This is a genomic window from Azospirillum oleiclasticum, from assembly GCF_013423485.1.
Taxonomy (GTDB): Bacteria; Pseudomonadota; Alphaproteobacteria; order Azospirillales; family Azospirillaceae; genus Azospirillum; species Azospirillum oleiclasticum.
Genome location: NZ_JABFFR010000044.1, coordinates 1 through 20,467 on the forward strand (window position 1 = coordinate 1; position 20,467 = coordinate 20,467).

Sequence of the window (20,467 nt, forward strand, 5' to 3'; positions counted from 1 at the left end):
TCGGAGTAGGGCAGGCGGATCAGGTTGAAGCCCTGGGCCATCATCTTGTCCATGTGGCCCTGGTAGCTGTCGGCCCACAGACCGTTCGGCACGAAGGCGTAGCCCTCGCCGCCGAACCAGTTGACGCCGGTCAGCTTCACCGCCTTGCCGCTGCTGTCGACGATCTGGTTGCCCTCGGTGTGCAGGTAACCGTCGGCGATGCCGCCCTTGACGATGGTGGTGCCGGGCTCGGTCAGCGACAGGTCGTTGACCGACACCATCGGCGGGGTCGGGGCCGGCGGCGGGGTGGTGGAGCCGGGGAAATACTCCTTGCCGGCGTTCAGGACCAGCGTGCCGTCCCAATACAGGTTCCCGGTGCCGGCCAGCACGTCCTTGCCGTCCAGCGCCCCGCGGTCGAAGCTGGCGCCGGTGCCGGTGACGTCGAAGGACTTGCCGCCGATGGTCACCCCCTTGACGTAGAGGTTCCGCCCCTCGCCGTTGGCGTAGTAATCGTTGTCGTACTGGATCTGCACCTTGTGCGCCTGGTCGGGCGTCAGGTTGGCGGTGAAGCTGTAGGTCTTGGCGCCGGTGGTGGCGGTGGCGTCGCCGATCACCGTGCCGTCCACCATCAGCTTGAAGTGGGCGCCGACGCCCTTCGCCATGTCGGCCGAGGCATCGACCGTGATGGTCACCGGCTTGGTCCCGGCGGGCGGGGAGGGCGGGGTGGTGGTGGCGGGGAAGTAATCCTTGCCGGCGTCCAGCGTCAGCGTGCCGTTCCAGTACAGGTTGCCGGTGCCGGCCAGCACGTCCTTGCCGTCCAGCGCCCCGCGGTCGAAGCTGGCGCCGCTGCCGGTCACGTCGAAGGACTTGCCGTTGATCGCCACCGACTTGACGTAGAGGTTCCGCCCCTCGCCGTTGGCGTAATAATCGTTGTCGTACTGGATCTGCACCTTGTGGGCCTGTTCGGCCGTCAGGTTGGTGGTGAAGCTGTAGGCCTTGGCGGTGGTGGTGGCGGTCGCCTCGCCGATGACCTTGCCGTCGACCATCAGCTTGAAGTGGGCGCCGACACCTTTCGCCATATCGGCCGAGGCGTTGACGGTGATGGTCGTGGAGGTGGTGACCGGGGCGGGCGGGGGCGGGGGCGTGGTCGATACCGGGGCCGGGAACCAGGTGGCGGGCAGGCCGAAATTCAGCGCCCCGTCCCACCACATGCCCTCCTGCCCGGCGATCACGTCCTTGCCGTCCAGCTCGAAACGGTCGTAGGTCACGCCGCTGGCGGTGGGCGTCATGGTCTTGCCGGCGACCTCGATCGACTTCACGTAGAGGTCGCGGCCCACCCCGTTGACGGTGCCGTCGTTGGTGTAGATGACCTGGAGCTTGTGCGCCTGATCCGGCGCCACCTTGGCGGTGAAGCTGTAACGCGACTGGTTGGCCGTTGCGGCCGTCGCCGTCCCGATATCGACACCGTCGAGCCGGACCGTGAAGGTCGGCCAGATGCCGCCGGCGGCCTGTCCCCAGGCGTTGACGACGAAAGTCACCTCGGCGAGGTCCGTGGTGGTAGCCATGTCGGTGGTATCCCTCTGCGACGTTGGTAGGCAAAGGGTCGGCCGATCGGGTTAACAAGATATTTCGCATTTTAGGCAAATGCCGGCTGCGCTGTGACAAGATCCGGGATCCCGTTTCCCCCCTTCGCTGTGGCCGGCGTGCCGCATCCATCGGGCGCTCGAAGCCCGTACCCGCCGGTACCATATCCGTTGGGAATCGGACCATCGGATGGGGGCGGTCATGGCATGGCGCAGCGTGGTCGGCACCTTCGGTTCCTTCGCGGTCGGTAAGCACGGCGGCCACGAAGGGCATGGCGACCACGCGGGCGGCGGTTTTTCAATGCCCGCACCCCGTCGCTGGCCCGCTCAGCATACCAGTTAGGCCTTGATCGAACCGTCACCGGGCTGGACAATCAGCGTTCGAAAGATTCAGTTGCGCTCCCGGCGCCAACTGGTATGATGACTACATAATCAGCCCACACTGAGGGGCGAAACGGGGCGCGACGCCAAGCCGGCGCCACCCTCCGCACCGCCATCCGTGTTCCGCGGCGCCTCTCCGGCGCCGTCACCGTCATACCCGCGCCTTGAGAGGACCGATGACCGCGTCGCGCGTCACCGCAACCTACCGCATCGAGACCGCCTACCCGTTGCAGGACGCGGCCGAATCCATGGCCGGCGAGCAGTCGACCGGCACCTTCGTCCGGCTGCCGGGCGAGACCGACGAGCTGCGCGAGCGCTGCGGCGCCCGCATCGAGCGCCTGACCGAGCTGGACACGGTGGCGGCCCCGTCGCTGCCCGGCGCCGGCCTGCCCAAGGGCGCCGGCCCCAACCCGGTCTACCGCCGGGCGGAGGTGGTGCTGTCCTGGTCGCTGGAGAATTTCGGCACCTCGCTGCCGAACCTGGTGGCGACGGTGGCCGGAAACCTCTACGAGCTGCGCGCCTTCAGCGGCATGCGGCTGATCGACATCGGCCTGCCCGCGGAGTTCGCGAATGCCTATGGCGGGCCGAAGTTCGGGATCGCGGGCACGCGGCGGCTGACCGGGGTCGAGGGGCGGCCGGTGATCGGCACCATCGTGAAGCCCAGCGTCGGCATGGGGCCGGAGGCGACGGCGGCGCTGGTGGACACGCTGGCCGAGGCCGGCATCGACTTCATCAAGGACGACGAGCTCCAGGCCGACGGCCCGCACTGCCCGTTCGAGGCGCGAGTCCGCGCGGTGATGGCGGTCGTCAACCGCCACGCCGACCGCACCGGCAAGAAGGTGATGTTCGCCTTCAACATCACCGGCGACCTGGACGAGATGCGCCGCCGCCACGACCTCGTGCTCGGGCTCGGCGGCACCTGCGTGATGGCGAGCCTCAATTCGGTCGGGCTTGTCGGCATGATCGAGCTGGGGCGCTTCACGCAGCTTCCCATCCACGCCCACCGCAACGGTTGGGGCTACCTGTCGCGCGAGCCGTCGCTCGGCTGGTCCTATGTGGCGTGGCAGAAGCTGTGGCGTCTCGCCGGCGCCGACCACATGCACGTCAACGGGTTGCAGAACAAGTTCTGCGAGCCCGACGACAGCGTGATCGCCTCGGCCAAGGCCTGCCTGACCCCGATGTTCGCGGACAAGCCCTGCATCGCCATGCCGGTCTTCTCCTCCGGCCAGTCGGCCAAGCAGCCGCCAGCCACCTACGCCGCACTCGGTTCGGCCGACCTGATCTTCGCGGCGGGCGGCGGCATCATGGCGCACCCGGACGGCCCCGCCGCCGGCCTCATGAGCCTGCGCCAGAGCTGGGAGGCGGCGATGGAGGGGGTGCCGTTGGCCGACTACGCCAGCAGCCGGCCCGCGCTCGCCCGCGCGCTGGAGACCTACGGCGGATGAGCACGCCCGACACCCTTCCACCGGGGCTGCTCGTCGCCTTCTACGGCGACGACTACACCGGCTCCGCCTCGGTCATGGAGGTGATGACCTTCGCCGGGCTGCCGACGGTGCTGTTCCTCGACGTGCCGACGCCGGAGCAGCTGGCGCGCTTCGTGGGCTACAGCGGCATCGGCATCGCCGGTGTGGCGCGCTCGCAGAGCCCGGCCTGGATGGACGAGAACCTGCCGCCCGTCTACCGGGCGCTGGCGGATCTCGGGGCGTCGGTCACCCACTACAAGATCTGCTCGACGCTCGACAGCGCGCCGCATGTCGGCTCCATCGGCCGCGCCGCCGACCTCGCCATCCCCGTGCTGGGCGGCGACTGGACGCCGCTGGTGGTGGCGGCCCCCGGCATCGCCCGCTTCCAGGCCTTCGGCAACCTGTTCGCGGTGGCCGCCGACGGGCGCCGCCACCGGCTCGACCGCCACCCGACCATGGCCCGCCACCCGGTGACGCCGATGGACGAGGCGGACGTGTGCAAACACCTCGCCCGCCAGACCGACCGCCGCTTCGGGCTGGTCGATCTGGTGTCGATGAAGGCGGGGCAGGGCGGCGACGCGCTCGCCACCGTCCGTGCGGAGGGGGCGGAGATCGTCGCGCTGGACGTGGTGGACGAGGAGACGCTGGCCGAGGCCGGGCGCCTGATCTGGGAGAACCGGGGACAACGGCTGTTCGCCCTCGGCTCGCAGGGGGTCGAATACGCGCTGGTGGCGCACTGGCGCCGCACGGGCGCCCTGGCCGAACCGCCGGCCGGAAGCTTCGTCGCCGAGCCCGCCGCCCGCATCGCCGCGGTGTCCGGCTCCTGCTCGCCGGTCACGGCGGGCCAGATCCGCCACGCCGCGGAGAACGGCTTCGCCGCCATCCGCGTCGACGCCGCATTGGCGGTGGACGCGGCGGCGTGGGACCGCGAACTCGGCCGCGCGGCCGACGCGGCGCTGGCCGCTCTGGGGGAGGGCAGGGACCCGCTGGTCTATTCCGCCGCCGGCCCCGACGACCCCGCCGTGGCCGCCATGCGCGAGGCGGTCCGGACCAGCGGCCAGCCGGCGGAGACGGTCAACGACCGCATCGGCGCCGGGCTCGGCCGGCTGCTCGACCGTGTGATGCGCGACGGCGGCGTCACCCGCGCGGCGATCGCCGGCGGTGACACCTCGGGCCACGCGGCCATGACGCTCGGCATCCACGCGCTGACGGCGCTGGCGCCGGTGGCGCCGGGCTCGCCGCTCTGCCGCGCCCATTCCGACGACCCGGCCCACGCCGATCTGGAGATCGCCCTGAAGGGCGGCCAGATGGGCGCGCCGGACTTCTTCACCGCCGTCCGCCGCGGCGGACGGCCGGCCTGACACACATCGCAAGACACGCAAACCAGGGACAGGACATGACCAAGATCGCTCTGCTCGGCGCCGGTGGGAAGATGGGCGTTCGCCTCGCCACCAACCTCATGGGGTCGCGCTTCGAGGTGGACCACGTCGAGATTTCGCCGGAGGGCCAGGCCCGCCTGAAGGCGGCCACGGGGGCGGACTGCGTCGACCGCGACACCGCACTGGCCGGTGCCGACGTGGTGCTGATGGCGGTCCCCGACCGCCTGATCGGCAAGATCGCCCACTCCTTCATCGAGAAGATCCGGCCGGGCACCGCCATCATCATGCTCGACGCCGCCGCCCCGCACGCCGGCGAGCTGCCGAAGCGCGACGACGTCACCTACTTCGTCACCCACCCCTGCCACCCGCCGATCTTCAACGACGAGGTCGAGCCGGCGGCCAAGACCGACTATTTCGGCGGCATCGCGGCCAAGCAGCACATCGTCTGCGCCCTGATGCAGGGGCCGGACGAGCACTACACGCTGTGCGAGGAGATCGCGCGGACCATCTACAAGCCGGTCATGCGCTCGCACCGCGTCACCGTCGAGCAGCTCGCCATCCTGGAGCCGGCCCTGTCGGAGACGGTCGGCGCCACGCTCGCGCTCGCCATGCGCGACGCGGTGGACGAGGCCGCCCGCCGCGGCGTGCCGCATCAGGCCGCGATGGACTTCATGATGGGCCACCTGACCATCGAGCTGGCGATCGCCTTCAACGTCTTCCCGGAGGGCCGCTTCTCCGACGGCGCCCTGCACGCCATCGCCCAGGCGAAGCCCGAGATCTTCCGCGAGGGCTGGCTGGAGCGCGTCTTCGACAAGGAGTCCGTGCTGAAGTCGGTCAAGGAGATCTGCGCGTAGTTTCCGCGTCCGGCCCCCACCCCGACCCTCCCCCATCTTCGACGGGGGAGGGGGAAGAAAAAGCCCTCCCCCGCCCAGCTCTCGGCGAAGCGCAGCTTCGCCTGACGCTGTCAGCGCAAGCTTCGCTTGCGCGAGAAGTGGGGGAGGGTTGGGTGGGGGCCCGTCTCGAAAACCCCACCAAACAAACACCCCCGGAGGAAACCACGTCATGAAGCGCACCCTTTCCCTGCTTTCCGGCCTGCTGCTGTCGGCGCTGGCCGGTGCCGGCATCGCCCAGGCGGCCGACGAGATCGTCATCCGCGCCGGCCACGGCACCCAGACCGCGCACCCCAGCCACCTCGGCCTCGTGAAGTTCCAGGAGCTCGTGGCGGCCAAGACCAACGGCAAGGTGAAGGTCCAGATCTACCCCGACCGCCAGCTCGGCGAGGAACGGGAGATGGTCGAGGGGCTGCAGCTCGGCTCGGTCGACATGGCGGTGATCTCCACCGGCCCGCTGCTGGCCTTCGCGCCGCAGATCGGGGTGATCGACCTGCCCTTCCTGTTCAAGGACAGCGCGCATGTCTACAAGGTGCTGGACGGCGAGGTCGGCAAGAGCCTGCTCGCCAAGCTCGAGCCGAAGGGCATCGTGGGCCTCGCCTGGTGGGAGAACGGCTGGCGGCACCTGACCACCAACAAGCCGGTGGCAAGCCCCGACGATCTGAAGGGCATGAAGCTGCGCACCATGCAGAACCCGGTGCACATCGCCGCCTTCAAGGAGCTCGGCGCCTCCCCGATCCCGATGGCCTGGGGCGAGGTGTTCACCAGCCTGGGCCAGAAGGTGATCGACGCGCAGGAGAACCCGATCACCATCATCTACACCAACTCCCTGTGGGAGGTGCAGAAGAACGTCACCCTGACCGGCCACGTCTACGGCCCGCACGTGGTGATGTTCAGCAAGATGAAGTGGGACACGCTGCCGGCCGACGCCAAGACCGCGATCCAGCAGGCCGCCGCGGAGTCCACCACCTACCAGCGTGAGCAGTCGGCCCGGCTCGAGGCCGAGCAGATGGAGAAGCTGCGGGCGCACGGCATGACCGTGTCCAAGGTCGACACCACCGCCTTCCGCAACGCCACCGCCAAGGTCGCCGAGACCGCCAAGAACATCGACCCGGCGATGCTGGCCGCCATCCGGGACGCCGGCAAGTGAGCGTGTCCTCGCGACCGGGTGAGGTGCCGGGCGCGGCCGGACGGGGCGGCAGCCCCGTCTCCGTCGCCCGGCTCTGGGGCGGGGTCGAGCTGCTGGCGAAGACCCTGCTGATCGCGCTCGTGACCGTCATGGTGGTCGTGAGCCTGGCGCAGGTGTTCTGGCGCTACGTGTTCAACGATCCGCTCACCTGGTCCGAGGAACTGGCGCGCTACACCTTCGTGTGGATCGGCTATCTGTCGGGCTGGCTGGCCTGGAAGCATCGGGCGCACATCGCGCTCGATGCGGTCACCTACCTGAACCGGCCGGCGCTGACCCGCGCCTGCACGCGGCTGGTGGAGTTCCTGGTGCTGGCCTTCGCCGCCTACACCTTCTACTCCAACTTCCGCCTGCTCGGCCTGACGCTGGACCAGCCCTCGGCGATCCTGGAGATCCCGATGGCCTACGTCTATGGCGGCTACAACGTCATGGCGCTGCTGATCGGCGGCGACATCCTGATGACCTGGGCCGGCGTGCTGCGCCGCGCTGAACCGTAAGGGGAGAGCCCGGGCCATGGCGACCGTGCTGCTCGTCAGCTTCTTCGTCCTCCTGCTGATCAACGTTCCGGTGTCCTTCAGCCTGGGCATCGCGTCGCTGCTGGCGATCCTCTGGGGCGGGCTGCCGCTGGGGCTGCTGGTGCAGAAGATGACCGCGGCAATGGACAGCTTCGTCCTGCTGGCGGTGCCGATGTTCCTGCTGTCCGGCCACCTGATGGCGCGCAGCGGCATCGCGCGCGACATCATCGATTTCGCCGATTCGGTGGTCGGCTGGCTGCGCGGCGGGCTGGCGCAGGCCAACATCGCGGCCGGCACGCTGATGGGCGGCATGACCGGCTCCGCGGTGGCGGAGGCGGCGTCCACCGGCGGCGCGCTGATCCCGCCGATGCTGAAGCGCGGCTACGACGCCCCCTTCACCGCGGCGGTCACGGCCGCCGCCTCCACCCTGTCGGTGGTGATCCCGCCGTCCATCCCGATGATCATCTTCGCGGTGGTCACCGGCGTGTCGGTGGCCGACCTGTTCATCGCCGGGGTGATCCCCGGCATCCTGATGGCGCTGGCGCTGATGGTGACCGCCTGGGCGCTGGCGGTGCGGCGCGGCTACCAGAAGGGACCGCGGCCAACCTTCTCCAGCATCGCCAAGGCGACGCGGGCCAGCGTCTGGGGCCTGTTTATGCCGGTCGTCATCATCGGCAGCATCCGTTACGGCATCGCCACCCCGACCGAGGCGGCGGTGGTGGCGGTGGCCTACGGGCTGGTGGTCGGCATGTTCGTCTACCGCACCATCACGGTGCGGCAGTTGCCGGCGATCGTGCTGGAATCGATGGTCACCACCGGCATGGTCATGCTGATGATCGCCGCCGCCTCCCTCTACGGCCTGATCGTCACCCGCGAACAGTTGCCGCAGGCGGCGGCCGAGCTGATCATGAACCTGACCACCGAGCCGCACATGGTGCTGCTGCTGATCCTGTGCGTGTATTTCGTGGCCGGCATGCTGCTCGACCTCGGCGCCAACATCATCATCCTGGTGCCGGTGCTGTGGCCGCTGACCCAGAAGCTGGGCATCGACCCCGTGCAGTTCGGCATCGTCACCATCATCGGGCTGGCCATCGGCCTGATCACCCCGCCGGTGGGGGCCAGCCTGTTCGTCACCTGCGGCATCGCGCGGGCCAACCTGGTGCAGGGCAGCCGGGCGGCCCTGCCCTTCATCCTGGCGCTGACCGCCGTTGTGGTGCTGATCATCTTCGTGCCGTCGGTCGCCACCTGGCTGCCCTACAGCGCCAAGCAGTGAGCCGCGGCTGCACCGCCAAGGTGCTGGCCGCCATGGAAGGCCGCCCGTCGCATGACGGGCGGCCTTTTCCATTTCCGCGCGAATTTACCTCCGGTTAACCCAGTTCCACGACCCTTGCATGGTCGAGGCGGGGTGTGTCGCGGTCGTGACCGCCCGGCCGGACGGCACGAGAGAACCATTCCGGACGCAAAGCGGGACGGATTGATGCACCGGGCGCCAAAGCCGCGCGCCGCATGATCCAGCGTCGTGGGGCACCCTTGCGCAGGGGCGGGTGCCGGGGTACAGGACACGTCCCTGTACGCATGACGGTTCCGGCCCAGGTCCCCGCCGGTCCCCTGCGACCGGTGACGGATGGAGTTGCGCTGCCGTGAGTTCCTTCGTCACCTCGCTCACCACCGAACAGGTCGCCCGGCTCACCACGACGGCGATGCGCGCTCTGACGCCGACCGACGTCGGCGCCTTCAGCCTGGTGCAGATGGAGGTGCTGAGCGGCACGCAGCTCGCGGCGCTGAGCACCACGGCCATGCGGGGCCTGACGACGACGCAGATCGCGTCGCTGACGCCCGCACAGATGAAGTTCAGCGGCCAGCAGCTCTCGGTGCTGCTCGACGCCCAGCAGGACGCCATCGACGTGGAGGCGATCGCCGCGCTGACCACGGCGCAGTTGAAGGGCCTGACCGCGACCGACCTGGGCGAACTGACCGACGCGCAGTTCGCCATGTTGTCCTCCTCGCAGCTCGCGGTGCTCAACGCCACCCAGATGCGCGGACTGACGACGACGCAGATCGGGCTCTTGACGACCACCCAGCTCGCCGGGCTGTCATCGGGGCACATCGGCGCGCTGGCCCCGGCACGGTTCGCCGCTCTGGGTACCGAGTCCCTCGCCGCGTTGAAGGCGACCCAGATCAGCGGGATAACCCCGACCCAACTGGTGGCGCTGACCACCACCCAGTTCTCCGCCTGGTCGCCGACGCAGATCGCGGTCTTTCCGACCGCGCATTTCGCCGGCATTTCGCCCGCCAAAATGGCGGAACTCACGGTGACGCAGCTCTCCGGGCTTCGCGCGACGCAGATGGCGGTCCTCACGCCCGGCCAGATCGCGGCACTGCCGACGACATCGATCGTCGCACTGGCCCCCACGCAGATCGCCGGCCTCACGGTGACGGGGATCATGTCCCTGACGGACTCGCAGCTCGCGGTCCTCAGTTCCCAACAGATCGCGGGGATGAGCACGACCAGCATCCGCGGGTTGAGCATCACCGACATCGCCGCGATGAGCGTGGCGCAGCTTTCCGGGTTGACCGCGGCACAGATCGCGGCGATGAACCAGACCCAGATCCGCAATCTGTCGGTCGCCGACATCGACGATCTGACCACCACCCAGCTCCGCGGGCTGGCGCCCACGCAGGTCGGCTCCCTGACCCTCGATCAGGTCGGCGCCCTGTCCGCCACCCAGCTCGCCAGTCTGACAGCCGCGCAGACCACCGGCCTGGCGGCAAGCCAGCTCGAAGTCCTGAACGCCGACCAGCTCGGCGCGTTGGCAACGACTCAGATCAAAGCGCTGTCCACCGCGGCGGTGCGCGGGCTCACCACCGCCTCCCTGCAGGCGCTGTCGGCCTCCCAGTTCGCCGCCCTGACCGCCACGCAGATCGCGAACCTGACGACGCCGCAGTTCGAGGGACTGACACCGACCCAGGTGGGGGCGCTCTCGATCACCCAGGCCAGCGGCCTTACGGCCGTCAAGTTGCAGGCGATGAGCCCAGAGCAGCTGGCGGCGTTGTCGGCGACGCAGATCGCGGCGGTGACCAGCACGGCCATCGTCGGCCTGTCCGAGACCCACATGGGGGCGCTCACTGTCACGCAGGTCGCCGGCCTGACGGCGGCCCAGATCAGCGCGCTCACGGCCACGCAGATCAGGGGCTTCGGCCCGGCCAGTCTGGCGGCGCTGAGGCCGTCGCAGCTTGCAGCCGTCACCTCGACCCAGATCGCGGCCCTGGCTCCCGCGCAGATCGCCTCCATGGATACGACGCTGCTGACCCGGTTGAGCGTCACCCAGTTCCGTGCGCTGAACGCCGCCGGGATTTCGGCGCTCGCCACCGACCAGCTCGCCGTCCTGTCCACCACCCAGGTGGCGGCACTGACCGCGACGCAGATGCGCGGACTCAACACCGCCGTTCTCGACGCGCTGGACACCACCCAGTTCTCGGCCCTTCAGTCCGCGCACATCGCCAGCCTGACTCCGGGTCAGATCGCCGGTCTGTCGACGACGATGATCGCGCGGCTCAGCCCGGCGCAGATCGGCGGATTCACCACCGCCCAGGTGGCGGCGATCACGCCGGAGCAGATCGGCGCGCTCAGCACGACCCAAATCCGGAGCCTGGCGCCGGCGAACGCGCGCATGCTCGGTGCCCAGCAGATCGCGGCGCTCGGCACCGACCAAGTGGCGGCGCTGACCTCCGCGCAGATCGCCGGTCTTTCCGCGGCCGGGATCCGGGGTCTGGGGGAGACGCACGTCGCCGCGCTGACCCTGACGCAGATCGAGGCGCTGCCAGCCGCGCAGATGGGGGCCTTCTCGGCGGCGTCGGTCACCGGCTTCTCCCCGACCCAGCTTGGCCGGTTGAACGCGACTCAGCTGCGGGGCCTGACGGCGGGAGCGCTCCGCGCGCTCACCACCACCCAGCTCGGCGGGCTCACCGGGACCCAGCTCGCCGCGTTGAGCGCGCCGCAGGCGGGGAGCCTGACCGCGGAGCAGATCGGCGGGCTGACCACCACCCAGATCCGCAGCTTGCCCTCGACGCAGTGGGCGGCGCTGGGCTACGACGCGTTGGGCGCGTTGACCACCAGCCAAATCGCCGCGCTCAACACCACCCAGCTTTCCGGGCTTGGCGCGACCGCCGTGGCGGCGCTGACCACCACCCAGGTGGCGGCCCTCGGCGCGGACCAGATTCGCGGCTTCACCACCACAGCCATCAAGGGGCTGACCGACGCGCAGGTGGAGGTGCTGACCACCACCCAGCTTGCCGGCCTGACCACCCAGCAGGTGGCGGCGCTCAGCGCCGACACGGTGGACAGCCTGACGACCACCCAGCTCTCCAGCCTGAGCGATTCCCAGACCCGCAGCCTGACCGCGGCGCAGTTCGCCGCCATGTATGTGGCGCAGGTCCAGGGGCTGACTCCGACGGATCTGGCGGCGCTCAGCACCACGCAGATGCGCGGCCTGTCCTCCACCGTCGTCGCGGCGCTGACCGACACCCAGCTCGCGGCGCTGTCCACCCTGCAGTTCGCGGCGCTGTCGGCATCGGGCATCGGCGGGCTGACGGCGACGCGGATCGAGGGGCTGGCGGCCACCCAGTTCGCGGCGCTGGCACCGACCCAGGTCGCCGGCCTGACCGCCACCCAGATCGGCGGGCTGACCGCCACCACCCTGGCGGCGTTGAGCACGGCGCAGGTCCGTGGCCTCACCGCCAGCCAGCTGTCGCAGCTGACCGCCACCCAGCTCGACGGGCTGCCCGCGACGACGGTGACCGCGCTGTCGGCGAACGCCGTCACCGGCCTGACGGCCACGCAGCTCGACGGGCTCTCCTCCACCACGTGGAACGCGTTGGCGCCCACCCAGATCGCCGCGCTGACGGCCACGCAGCTCGGCGGACTGACGCCGACGGCGGTGGCCGGGCTCACCACCTCCCAGGTCAAGGCGCTGACCGCGACCCAGATGCGGGCCCTGTCCACCACCGGCGTGGCGTCCCTGACCGCCACCCAGCTGGCGGTCCTCGGCACGGCGCAGCTCGCCGGACTGGCGGACAGCGGCATCGCGGCGCTGACATCCACCCAGCTTGCGGCGCTGACGCCGATCCAGACGGCGGCGCTGGCCGCTGGCGCGGTCGATGGCCTGACCGCCGACCAGGTGGCGGCGCTGACCACGACCCAGATCCGCAGCCTGACCACCACCCAGCTGGCGGCCCTGTCCACCACCGCCCTCGGCGGCCTGGCGGCGACCCAGATCGCGGCGCTGGGCGGGGACCAGGTGGCGGCTTTCAGCGCCACGGCCCTGGGGGCGCTGAGCACCACGCAGCTCGGCGCCTTCGTCACGACGCAGGTCGCCGCACTCGGCACCAAGGCGCTGACCGGTCTGTCGAGCGGGCAGGTGGCCGCGTTGTCCACCACCCAGCTCAACAGCCTGACCACCACCCAGGCGGCGGCGCTGGGCGCCGACGAGCTGGCGGGGTTGACCGCCGGGCAGGTGGGCGCCCTCGCCTCGACGCTTCTGCGCGCGCTCACCGGTGCGCAGCTCTCGGCGCTCGACACCACCCGGCTCCAGTCCCTGACCACCACGTCGGTCGCCGGGCTGACGGTGGCGCAGCTCCGCACCCTCACCACGACCGCGGTCTCCAGCCTGTCCACCACCCAGGTGGGGGCGCTGTCGACCGCCCAGATCCAGCAGTTCACCGCCGCCGGCATCGGTGGTTTCACCGCCACCCAGGTGGCGGCGCTGACCACCACCCAGCTCGCCGCCTTCACCGCCAACCAGATGGCGGGACTGAACGCCACCCAGATGGCGGCGCTGACCCCGGCGCAGCTCGACGCCTTCTCCACCACCCAGTTCGCGGCGCTGAGCCCCGGCCAGTTGGGCGCCCTGACCACCACCCAGCTCGCCGGGCTGACGCCGACGCGGATGACGCAGTGGAGCGCCACGGCGATCCGCGGCCTGACGGAGGAGCAGCTCCGCTCGCTGACCACCACGCAGGTCGCCGGCCTCACATCGACCCAGGTGGCGGCCCTCACCCCGGCCCAGCTCGAAGCGCTCGCCCCCACCCAGTGGGCGGCGCTGACCACCACCCAGGTGAACGCGCTGACCGTCACCCAGGTGCCGGCGCTGTCCGCCGACACCGTCGCCGGGCTGAGCACCACCCAGATCGCGGCGATGCCGACGCTGCAGTTCCGCTGGCTGTCGCCGACCGGGATCGAGGCGCTGAGTACCGCCCAGCTCGCGGCCATGAGCTCGTCCCAGCTCGGCGCGCTGGCGCCCGCGGCGATGCGGGGAATGTCGGGCGAGCAGCTGGCGGGGCTGACCACCACCCAGCTCCAGGGGCTGAACAACGCCCAGGTCGCCGGCCTGTCGCCGCTGGCGGTCGCCGCCCTGTCGACCACCCAGATCGCGGCGCTCACCACCACCCAGGCGAGCGGCCTGAACGCGTCCGGGCTCGCGAGTCTGAGCGCCGAGCAGATCGCGGCGCTGGCGCCGACCCACATCGCGGCGCTGAACGCGCCGGCCATGGCCGGCCTGTCGGCGTGGCAGCTCTCCGGTCTCACCACCGACCAGGTGGCGGCACTCGCCCCGACCCAGCTCGCCGCGCTCGGCACCAGCCAGATCGGCGGGCTGGCGACGACCGCCATCGCCGCGCTGACCACCACACAGGTGCGCGGGCTGACGGCGGCGCAGCTCGGCGCGCTCGACGCCGCCCAGCTCGGCGCGCTGACGACGACCGCGGTCGCGTCCCTCACCACCACGCAGCTGCGCGGGCTGGCCGACGGCATGGTCGGCGGGCTGACGCCCACCCAGCTGGGGGCGCTGGCGGCGACGCAGCTGGCCGCCCTGTCCGCGACCGGCATCGGCGGCCTGACGGGTGAGCAGATGGCCGGTCTGACGCAGACCCAGATCCGCGCCTTGAGCGCCACCCAGATCGGCGCGCTGAGCACCACCCAGATCGCCGGCCTCACCACCACCACGCTGGCCGCCCTCGCCGCCACCCAGATGGCCGGGCTGACGGCGGCGCAGGCGGCGGCGCTGGGCGACACGCAGCTGGCCGCCCTGGCGACCACCCAGCTGGCCGCCCTGTCGGTGACGGCGCTGCACGGACTTTCCGGCAGCCAGCTCGCCGCCCTCGACGCGACGCAGGCGGCGGCCCTGACCGCGACGCAGGTCGCCGGCCTGACCACCACGCAGATCGGCGCGCTCGACAGCACCGGCGTGGCGCGGCTGACCGCCACCCAGATCCGGGCCTTGAGCGCGGCGCAGGTCGCCGCCCTGCCGGCCGACGGCATCGCCGCTCTCACCACCACCCAGCTCGACGCCTTCGGCTCGCCGCAGATGGCGGGGCTGACCCAGACCGCGGTCGCCGCTCTGTCCACCACGCAGCTCGACAGCCTCGCCCCGACGCAGGTCGCGGCGATCGCCGCGACCTCGGTGGACGGGCTGACCGGCACCCAGATGGCCGCCCTGAGCACCACCCAGCTCCGGGCGCTGACCGCGACCCAGCTCGGCGGGCTGACGGTGGACGGTGTCGGCGGGCTGTCGACCACCCAGCTCGGCGCGCTGAGCGTGCAGCAGATGGCCGGGCTGGGGTCCGACGCGGTCGGCGCGCTGACGGCCACGCAGCTGGGTGCCCTCGCCACCACCCAGCTGGCGGCGCTGTCCGCCACCGCCATGCGCGGCCTGTCGGAGGCGCAGCTCGGCGGCGTGCTCACCGCGACGCAGTTCGCGGCGCTCACCTCCACCCAGCTCGGCGGGTTGACGGCGGCGCAGATGGTGGCGCTGCCCACAACGGCGCTGACCGCCCTGACCTCCACCCAGCTCCGCGGCCTCACCGCGACCCAGGTCGGCGCGCTCGACCCGTCGCAGCTGGCGTCCCTCGGCACGTCGCAGATCGCGGCGCTCGGCGCCCACCAGCTCGGCGCCGTCACCACCACGCAGGTGGAGGCGCTCACCCCGGCCCAGCTCGCGGTGCTGTCGTCGGCGCAGATGGCCGCCCTGTCGGACGAGGGGGTGGCCGGGCTGACCGCCACCCAGATGGCGGCGCTGACCGCCACCCAGCTCGCCGCCCTCACCCCCGCCCAGATCGGCGCGCTGACCACCACCCAGGTCGGCGGGCTGCTGGCGTCCGGCATCGGCTCCCTGACGACATCCCAGCTCGGCGGGCTGCGCCCGACCCACATCGCCGCGCTGAGCGCCACCCAGCTTGCCGGATTGACCACCGCGCAGATGGCGTCGCTGTCGGCGGCGGCCGTGGGCGGGCTGGGCTCGGCCCAGGTGGCGGCGCTGGCGCCGACGCAGCTCGCGGTGCTCACCGGTACCCAGCTCGGCGGCCTGTCGACCGACGGTCTCGCCGGCCTGACCACCACCCAGCTCGCGACGCTGACCACCGGGCAGTGGCGCGGGCTGACCGCGGGCCAGATGCACGCGCTGTCCAGCGAGCAGCTGGCCGCCCTCGACACCACCGACCTCGCCGCCCTCACCGCCACCCAGCTCGGCGGCCTGAGCGGCCCGCAGGTTCAGGAGCTGGCCGCCACGCAGCTCGCGTCGCTGGCCTCCACCCAGCTCGCCGGGCTGTCGGGCACGGCGGTCGGCGCGCTGACCACCACCCAGGCGGCGGCGCTCACCACCAGCCAGCTGCGCGGGCTGACGGCGGGCCAGATGGGGGCTCTGTCGGCGGCGGCGCTGCGCGGCCTGTCCGCCACCCAGTTCGCCGCCTTCACCACCACGCAGATGGGCGGGCTGACCGCCGATTCCATGGCGGCGCTCACCACCACCCAACTGGCCGGGCTGGCGGCGACGCAGATCGGCGCCCTGTCGGCGACGGCGCTGGGCGGCCTCACCGACGAGCAGACGGTGACGCTGAGCGCCACCCAGCTCGCCGGCCTGTCCAACACCCGGATCGCCAGCCTGTCCGCCGACCAGGTGGACAGCCTGACCACCACCCAGCTCGCCGGCCTCAGCCTGGCGCAGCTGCGCAGCCTGACGCCCGCCCAGATGGGGGCGCTGACCGGCGCCCAGCTCGAAGGGCTGCCGACCACCACGCTCGCCATGTTGACGCCGGCGCAGTTCGGCGGCCTGACGGAAACGCAGGTGGCGGATCTGTCCACCACCCTGCTGCAGCGGATGACCCCGGCCCAGCTCAGCGGGCTGTCGACATCGGCCATCGGCGGGCTGTCGCAGACGCAGATCGCGGCGCTCGACGGCACCCAGCTCCGCGGCCTGCTGCCCATGCAGATCGCGGCGCTGACCACCGCCCAGGTCGGCGGGCTGACGGCGGATGAGCTGGCGGCGCTCGCCACCTCGCAGCTCGCGGCGCTCGCCGCCACCGGCATCGCGGCGATGGGGGCGACGCAGCTCGGCAGCCTGACCGCGACCCAGCTCGCGGCCCTCACCCCGGCGCAGCTCGGCGGGCTGACGGCGACCCAGGCGGCGGCGCTGGCCCCGACCCAGCTCGCCAGCCTCGCCGCGACGCAGGTCGCCGGCCTGTCCACCACGGCGGTCGCCGGCCTGACCACCACCCAGCTCGCCAGCCTGACCTCCACCCAGCTCCGCGGTCTGACCCCGGCGCAGATGGGGGCGCTGACGGCGACCCAGGCGGCCGGGCTGTCGACCTCCGCGCTGGCGGTGCTGACCGCGGCGCAAGTCAATGGGCTGCGGGAGACCGGGGTTGCGGCGCTCACCACCACGCAGCTCGACCGCCTCACCTCGACCCAGCTCGGCTGGCTGTCCGCCAGCGGCCTCGGCGGCTTGACCGACACGCAGGTGGCGGCGCTGACCACCACGCAACTCCGCGGCCTGTCGGCCGCGCAGGTGGGCGCGCTCGACAGCACCGCGGTGGACGCGCTGACGGCGGCGCAGCTCGCGGCCTTCACCGCCACCCAGCTCCGCGGCCTGACGGAGACGCAGATGGGCGGGCTGACGCCCGCGCAGATCGCCGGGCTGTCCACCGCCGCGGTGTCGGCGCTGGCCTCCACCCAGCTCCGTGGCCTGTCCACCGACGGCATGGCGGCGCTCACCGCGGCGCAGATCGGGGCGCTGTCCACCGCCCAGGTGGCCTCGCTCTCCACCACCGGCATCCGCGGCCTGACCGCGACGCAGATCGGCGCGCTCACGACCGCCCAATTGCAGAGCCTGACCACCGCGCAGATCGCCGCCCTGTCCTCGACCCAGGTCGCCGGCCTGACCACGGCGGAGATCGCGGCGCTGACCACCGGCCAGATCGCCGGGCTGACGGCGACCGGGGCGGCGGCGCTTACGGCCACCCAGTTCGCGGCGCTGACCACCACCCAGATCGGCGCCCTGTCGGCGGCCGGCATCGGCGGGCTGACCGCCGCCAACCTGTCGGCGCTGACCACCACCCAGCTCGCCGCCTGGAGCCCCGCCCAGGTCGGCGCCATCTCCGTCACCGGGCTGGAGGGGCTGAGCGCGGCCCAGACGGCGGCGCTGACCACCACCCAGCTCGCCGGGCTGGCGTCCACCCAGCTCGAATCCCTCACCACCACCATGGTGGCGGGCCTGACCACCACCCAGATCCGGGCGCTGACCGGCGCACAGCTCAACGCCATCGGCCGGGTGCCGCTGCGGGCACTTGGCACCGAGCAGGTGGGGGCGCTCACCAACGCCCAGATCGCCGCGCTCAGCACCACCCAGATCGCCAACCTGTCGGTGACCAGCCTGGAAGCCCTCGGCGCGACCCAGTTCGCCACCCTGAGCGCCACCCAGGTGGGGGCGCTGACCGTGCCGCAGCTGGCGCAGATGTCGACCACCGCCATCGGCCAGTTGAGCGCGGTGCAGATGGGCGGGCTGACCACCACCACCATCGCCCGGCTGGCGCAGACCACCATCAACGCGCTGACCGCCAGCCAGATCCTGGCGCTGACGGCGGCGCAGATCGACGCCTTCACCACCACCCAGATCGGCTGGATGACCGCCGAGCAGCAGGCGGCGCTGGGTGCCGCGGTGGCCTGAGGCGCGTAGCACGGCAAGGGACCCTTCATGAACGGCGACATCCTGGCAGCGGCGATCCGGCGGGCGGAGGAGCGCGACCTCAGCGTCATGGACCTGATCCATGCGGCGGAGGCGGCGGCCGCGGCCGGCGGCCCGGCGGCGGCGTTGCCGCTCTACGCGGCGTGGGTGGCGCACAACGCCGACAACCCGCTGCTCTACGCGGTGCTGTTCAACCAGTGCGTCATCCTCTCCGCCACCGGCCGGCTGGAGGAGGCGCGGGCCGGGCTGGAGCGGGCCATCGCCCTCAACCCCGACTTCCTGTCGGCCCACATCAACCTCGGCCATGTGCTGGAGCGTCTGGGATCGCCGGCGGACGCGGTGATGCGCTGGACGGACCTTCTCAACCGCCTCGCCCCAGTCACCGGCAGCGCCGTGGCCCACAAGACCACCGCCCTCAACCAGCTCGCCCGCGTGCTGGAGGAAAGCCATCAGGACGAGCCGGCCGAGGCCATGCTGCACCAGTCGCTCGACCTCGACCGCAACCAGCGCGAGGTGCTCCAGCACTATGTCGCGCTGCGCCAGCGGCAGTGCGAATGGCCGGTGGTGCGCCCGTGGGACCGGGTGGGGCGCGAGGCGCTGGTCGCCGGCATGTCGCCGCTCTCCATGGCCGCCTGGGCCGACGACCCGATGCTGCATCTGGCCGCCGCCTGGAACTACAATTTGCGCGATGTCGGCGCGCCGGGGCCGGGGCTGGTCACCTCCCACTGGGCGGCGCTGGAGGGGCAGGGCGGGGGTCCGCTGCGCGTCGGCTACCTGTCGTCGGACCTGCGCGACCACGCGGTCGGCTACCTGACGGCGGAGGTCTTCGGGCTGCACGACCGCGGCCGGGTGGAGGTGTACGCCTATTACTGCGGCCCGCGGCTGGGCGGGGCCTTGCAGGAGCGCATCAAGGGCACGGTCGACCACTGGCTCGACATCGGCGACCTGGACGACGCGGCGGCGGCGCGGCGCATCGCCGACGACGGCATCCAGATCCTGGTCGACCTCAACGGCTACACCCGCGACGGGCGGACGAAGCTGGTGGCGCTGCGCCCGGCCCCGGTGATCGTCAACTGGCTGGGCTACCCCGGCACCATGGGCAGCCCCTACCACCACTACATCATTGCCGACGACTGGATCATCCCGCCCGACGACGAGATCTTCTACTCGGAGACGGTGCTGCGGCTGCCCTGCTACCAGCCCAACGACCGCCAGCGCACGGTCGCCGCCGACCGCCCGACACGGGCGGAGATGGGGCTGCCCGACGACGCCATGGTCTTCTGCTGCTTCAACGGCCTGCACAAGATCACCCGCTTCACCGCCGAGCGCTGGCTGACCGTGCTGGAGCGGGTGCCGGGCAGCGTGCTGTGGCTGCTGTCGGGCGCACCGGGGGCGGAGGCGCGGCTGCGCGATCTCGCGACGGCGCGCGGCATCGCGGCGGAGCGGCTGGTCTTCGCGGAGAAGATGGCGAACGCCCGCCACCTCGCCCGCTATCCGCTGGCCGACCTGTTCCTCGACACCATGCCCTACGGCGCGCACACCACCGCGTCGGACGCGCTGTGGATGGGGGTGCCGATGCTGACGCTGAGCGGCCGCTCCTTCGCGTCGCGGGTCTGCGGCAGCCTGCTGCGCGCCGCCGGTCTGCCCGAACTGGTCTGCGCCACGCCGGGGGAGTATGTGGACCGCGCCGTCGCACTCGGCCGCGACCGGGCGCGCACCGCGCGCTACCGGGAACGGCTGGCGGCAAGGCGCGAGAGCTGCGCGCTTTTCGACACGCCCGGCCTCGTCCGCCGGCTGGAGGATCTGTTCGAGGCGATGTGGGACGACTGCCGCCAGGGGCGGCTGCCGGTGCCGGACCTCGCCAACCTCGACGTCTATCTGGAAACCGGGATGACCCACGACCACGACGCGGTGGAGGCGACGGCCATCCCGGACCTCCGCGGCTGGTGGCGCGACCGCCTCGCCCGCCGCCACGCCTGGCGCCCGGTGCCGGCCGACCGACGGCTGTGGGGGTAGGCCGCGCGCGACTGCCGCAACCCAGACCGGTGCGTTTCGCGGAGCGGGATCGCCAGAACTGAT

At 71.8% G+C, this 20,467-nt stretch carries 9 protein-coding genes; 8 read left to right on the forward strand and 1 reads right to left on the reverse strand.

The window, feature by feature from the left end:
• A partial coding sequence (locus HL658_RS31380; protein WP_281378925.1) for a carbohydrate-binding domain-containing protein occupies positions 1-1,544 on the reverse strand: 1,544 nt, incomplete at its 3' end.
• A gap of 575 nt (positions 1,545-2,119) precedes the next feature.
• On the opposite strand from HL658_RS31380, the gene HL658_RS31385 reads away from it, so the two are divergent.
• From HL658_RS31385 to HL658_RS31420, 8 genes are all read left to right on the forward strand, one after another.
• Positions 2,120-3,388, forward strand: a complete 1,269-nt coding sequence (locus tag HL658_RS31385) for a ribulose-bisphosphate carboxylase large subunit family protein (RefSeq protein ID WP_180285986.1) — start codon at positions 2,120-2,122, stop codon at positions 3,386-3,388.
• Positions 3,385-4,767, forward strand: a complete 1,383-nt coding sequence (locus tag HL658_RS31390; RefSeq protein ID WP_180285987.1) for a four-carbon acid sugar kinase family protein — start codon at positions 3,385-3,387, stop codon at positions 4,765-4,767. Before HL658_RS31385 ends, HL658_RS31390 begins: the two co-directional genes overlap by 4 nt.
• A gap of 35 nt (positions 4,768-4,802) precedes the next feature.
• Positions 4,803-5,639 carry a phosphogluconate dehydrogenase C-terminal domain-containing protein gene (locus HL658_RS31395; protein ID WP_180285988.1) on the forward strand — a complete coding sequence of 279 codons (837 nt, stop codon included), beginning with the start codon at positions 4,803-4,805 and terminating at the stop codon, positions 5,637-5,639.
• A 208-nt stretch (positions 5,640-5,847) separates the two neighbouring features.
• Positions 5,848-6,825, forward strand: coding sequence for a TRAP transporter substrate-binding protein (locus tag HL658_RS31400; RefSeq protein WP_180285990.1), 978 nt, complete (start codon positions 5,848-5,850; stop codon positions 6,823-6,825).
• Positions 6,822-7,358, forward strand: coding sequence for a TRAP transporter small permease (locus HL658_RS31405; RefSeq protein ID WP_211109901.1), 537 nt, complete (start codon positions 6,822-6,824; stop codon positions 7,356-7,358). The genes HL658_RS31400 and HL658_RS31405 overlap by 4 nt, the downstream gene beginning before the upstream one ends.
• Before the next feature lie 16 nt (positions 7,359-7,374).
• Positions 7,375-8,649: a TRAP transporter large permease gene (locus HL658_RS31410; protein ID WP_180285991.1), complete on the forward strand. Its 1,275-nt coding sequence runs from the start codon at positions 7,375-7,377 to the stop codon at positions 8,647-8,649.
• A gap of 367 nt (positions 8,650-9,016) precedes the next feature.
• Positions 9,017-18,370, forward strand: a complete 9,354-nt coding sequence (locus HL658_RS31415; RefSeq protein ID WP_180285992.1) for a hypothetical protein — start codon at positions 9,017-9,019, stop codon at positions 18,368-18,370.
• 27 nt (positions 18,371-18,397) lie between these two features.
• The gene (locus HL658_RS31420) at positions 18,398-20,404 is read left to right on the forward strand and encodes an O-linked N-acetylglucosamine transferase, SPINDLY family protein (protein WP_180285993.1); all 2,007 of its coding nucleotides are present in this window, start codon (positions 18,398-18,400) and stop codon (positions 20,402-20,404) included.
• Positions 20,405-20,467: the final 63 nt, after the last annotated feature.

Bases quoted from the DNA above. Each gene is read 5' to 3' on its own strand.
- HL658_RS31385 (WP_180285986.1), top strand. From the start codon at position 2,120: ATGACCGCGTCGCGCGTCACCGCAACCTACCGCATCGAGACCGCCTAC.
- HL658_RS31390 (WP_180285987.1), top strand. From the start codon at position 3,385: ATGAGCACGCCCGACACCCTTCCACCGGGGCTGCTCGTCGCCTTCTAC.
- HL658_RS31395 (WP_180285988.1), top strand. From the start codon at position 4,803: ATGACCAAGATCGCTCTGCTCGGCGCCGGTGGGAAGATGGGCGTTCGC.
- HL658_RS31400 (WP_180285990.1), top strand. From the start codon at position 5,848: ATGAAGCGCACCCTTTCCCTGCTTTCCGGCCTGCTGCTGTCGGCGCTG.
- HL658_RS31410 (WP_180285991.1), top strand. From the start codon at position 7,375: ATGGCGACCGTGCTGCTCGTCAGCTTCTTCGTCCTCCTGCTGATCAAC.
- HL658_RS31420 (WP_180285993.1), top strand. From the start codon at position 18,398: ATGAACGGCGACATCCTGGCAGCGGCGATCCGGCGGGCGGAGGAGCGC.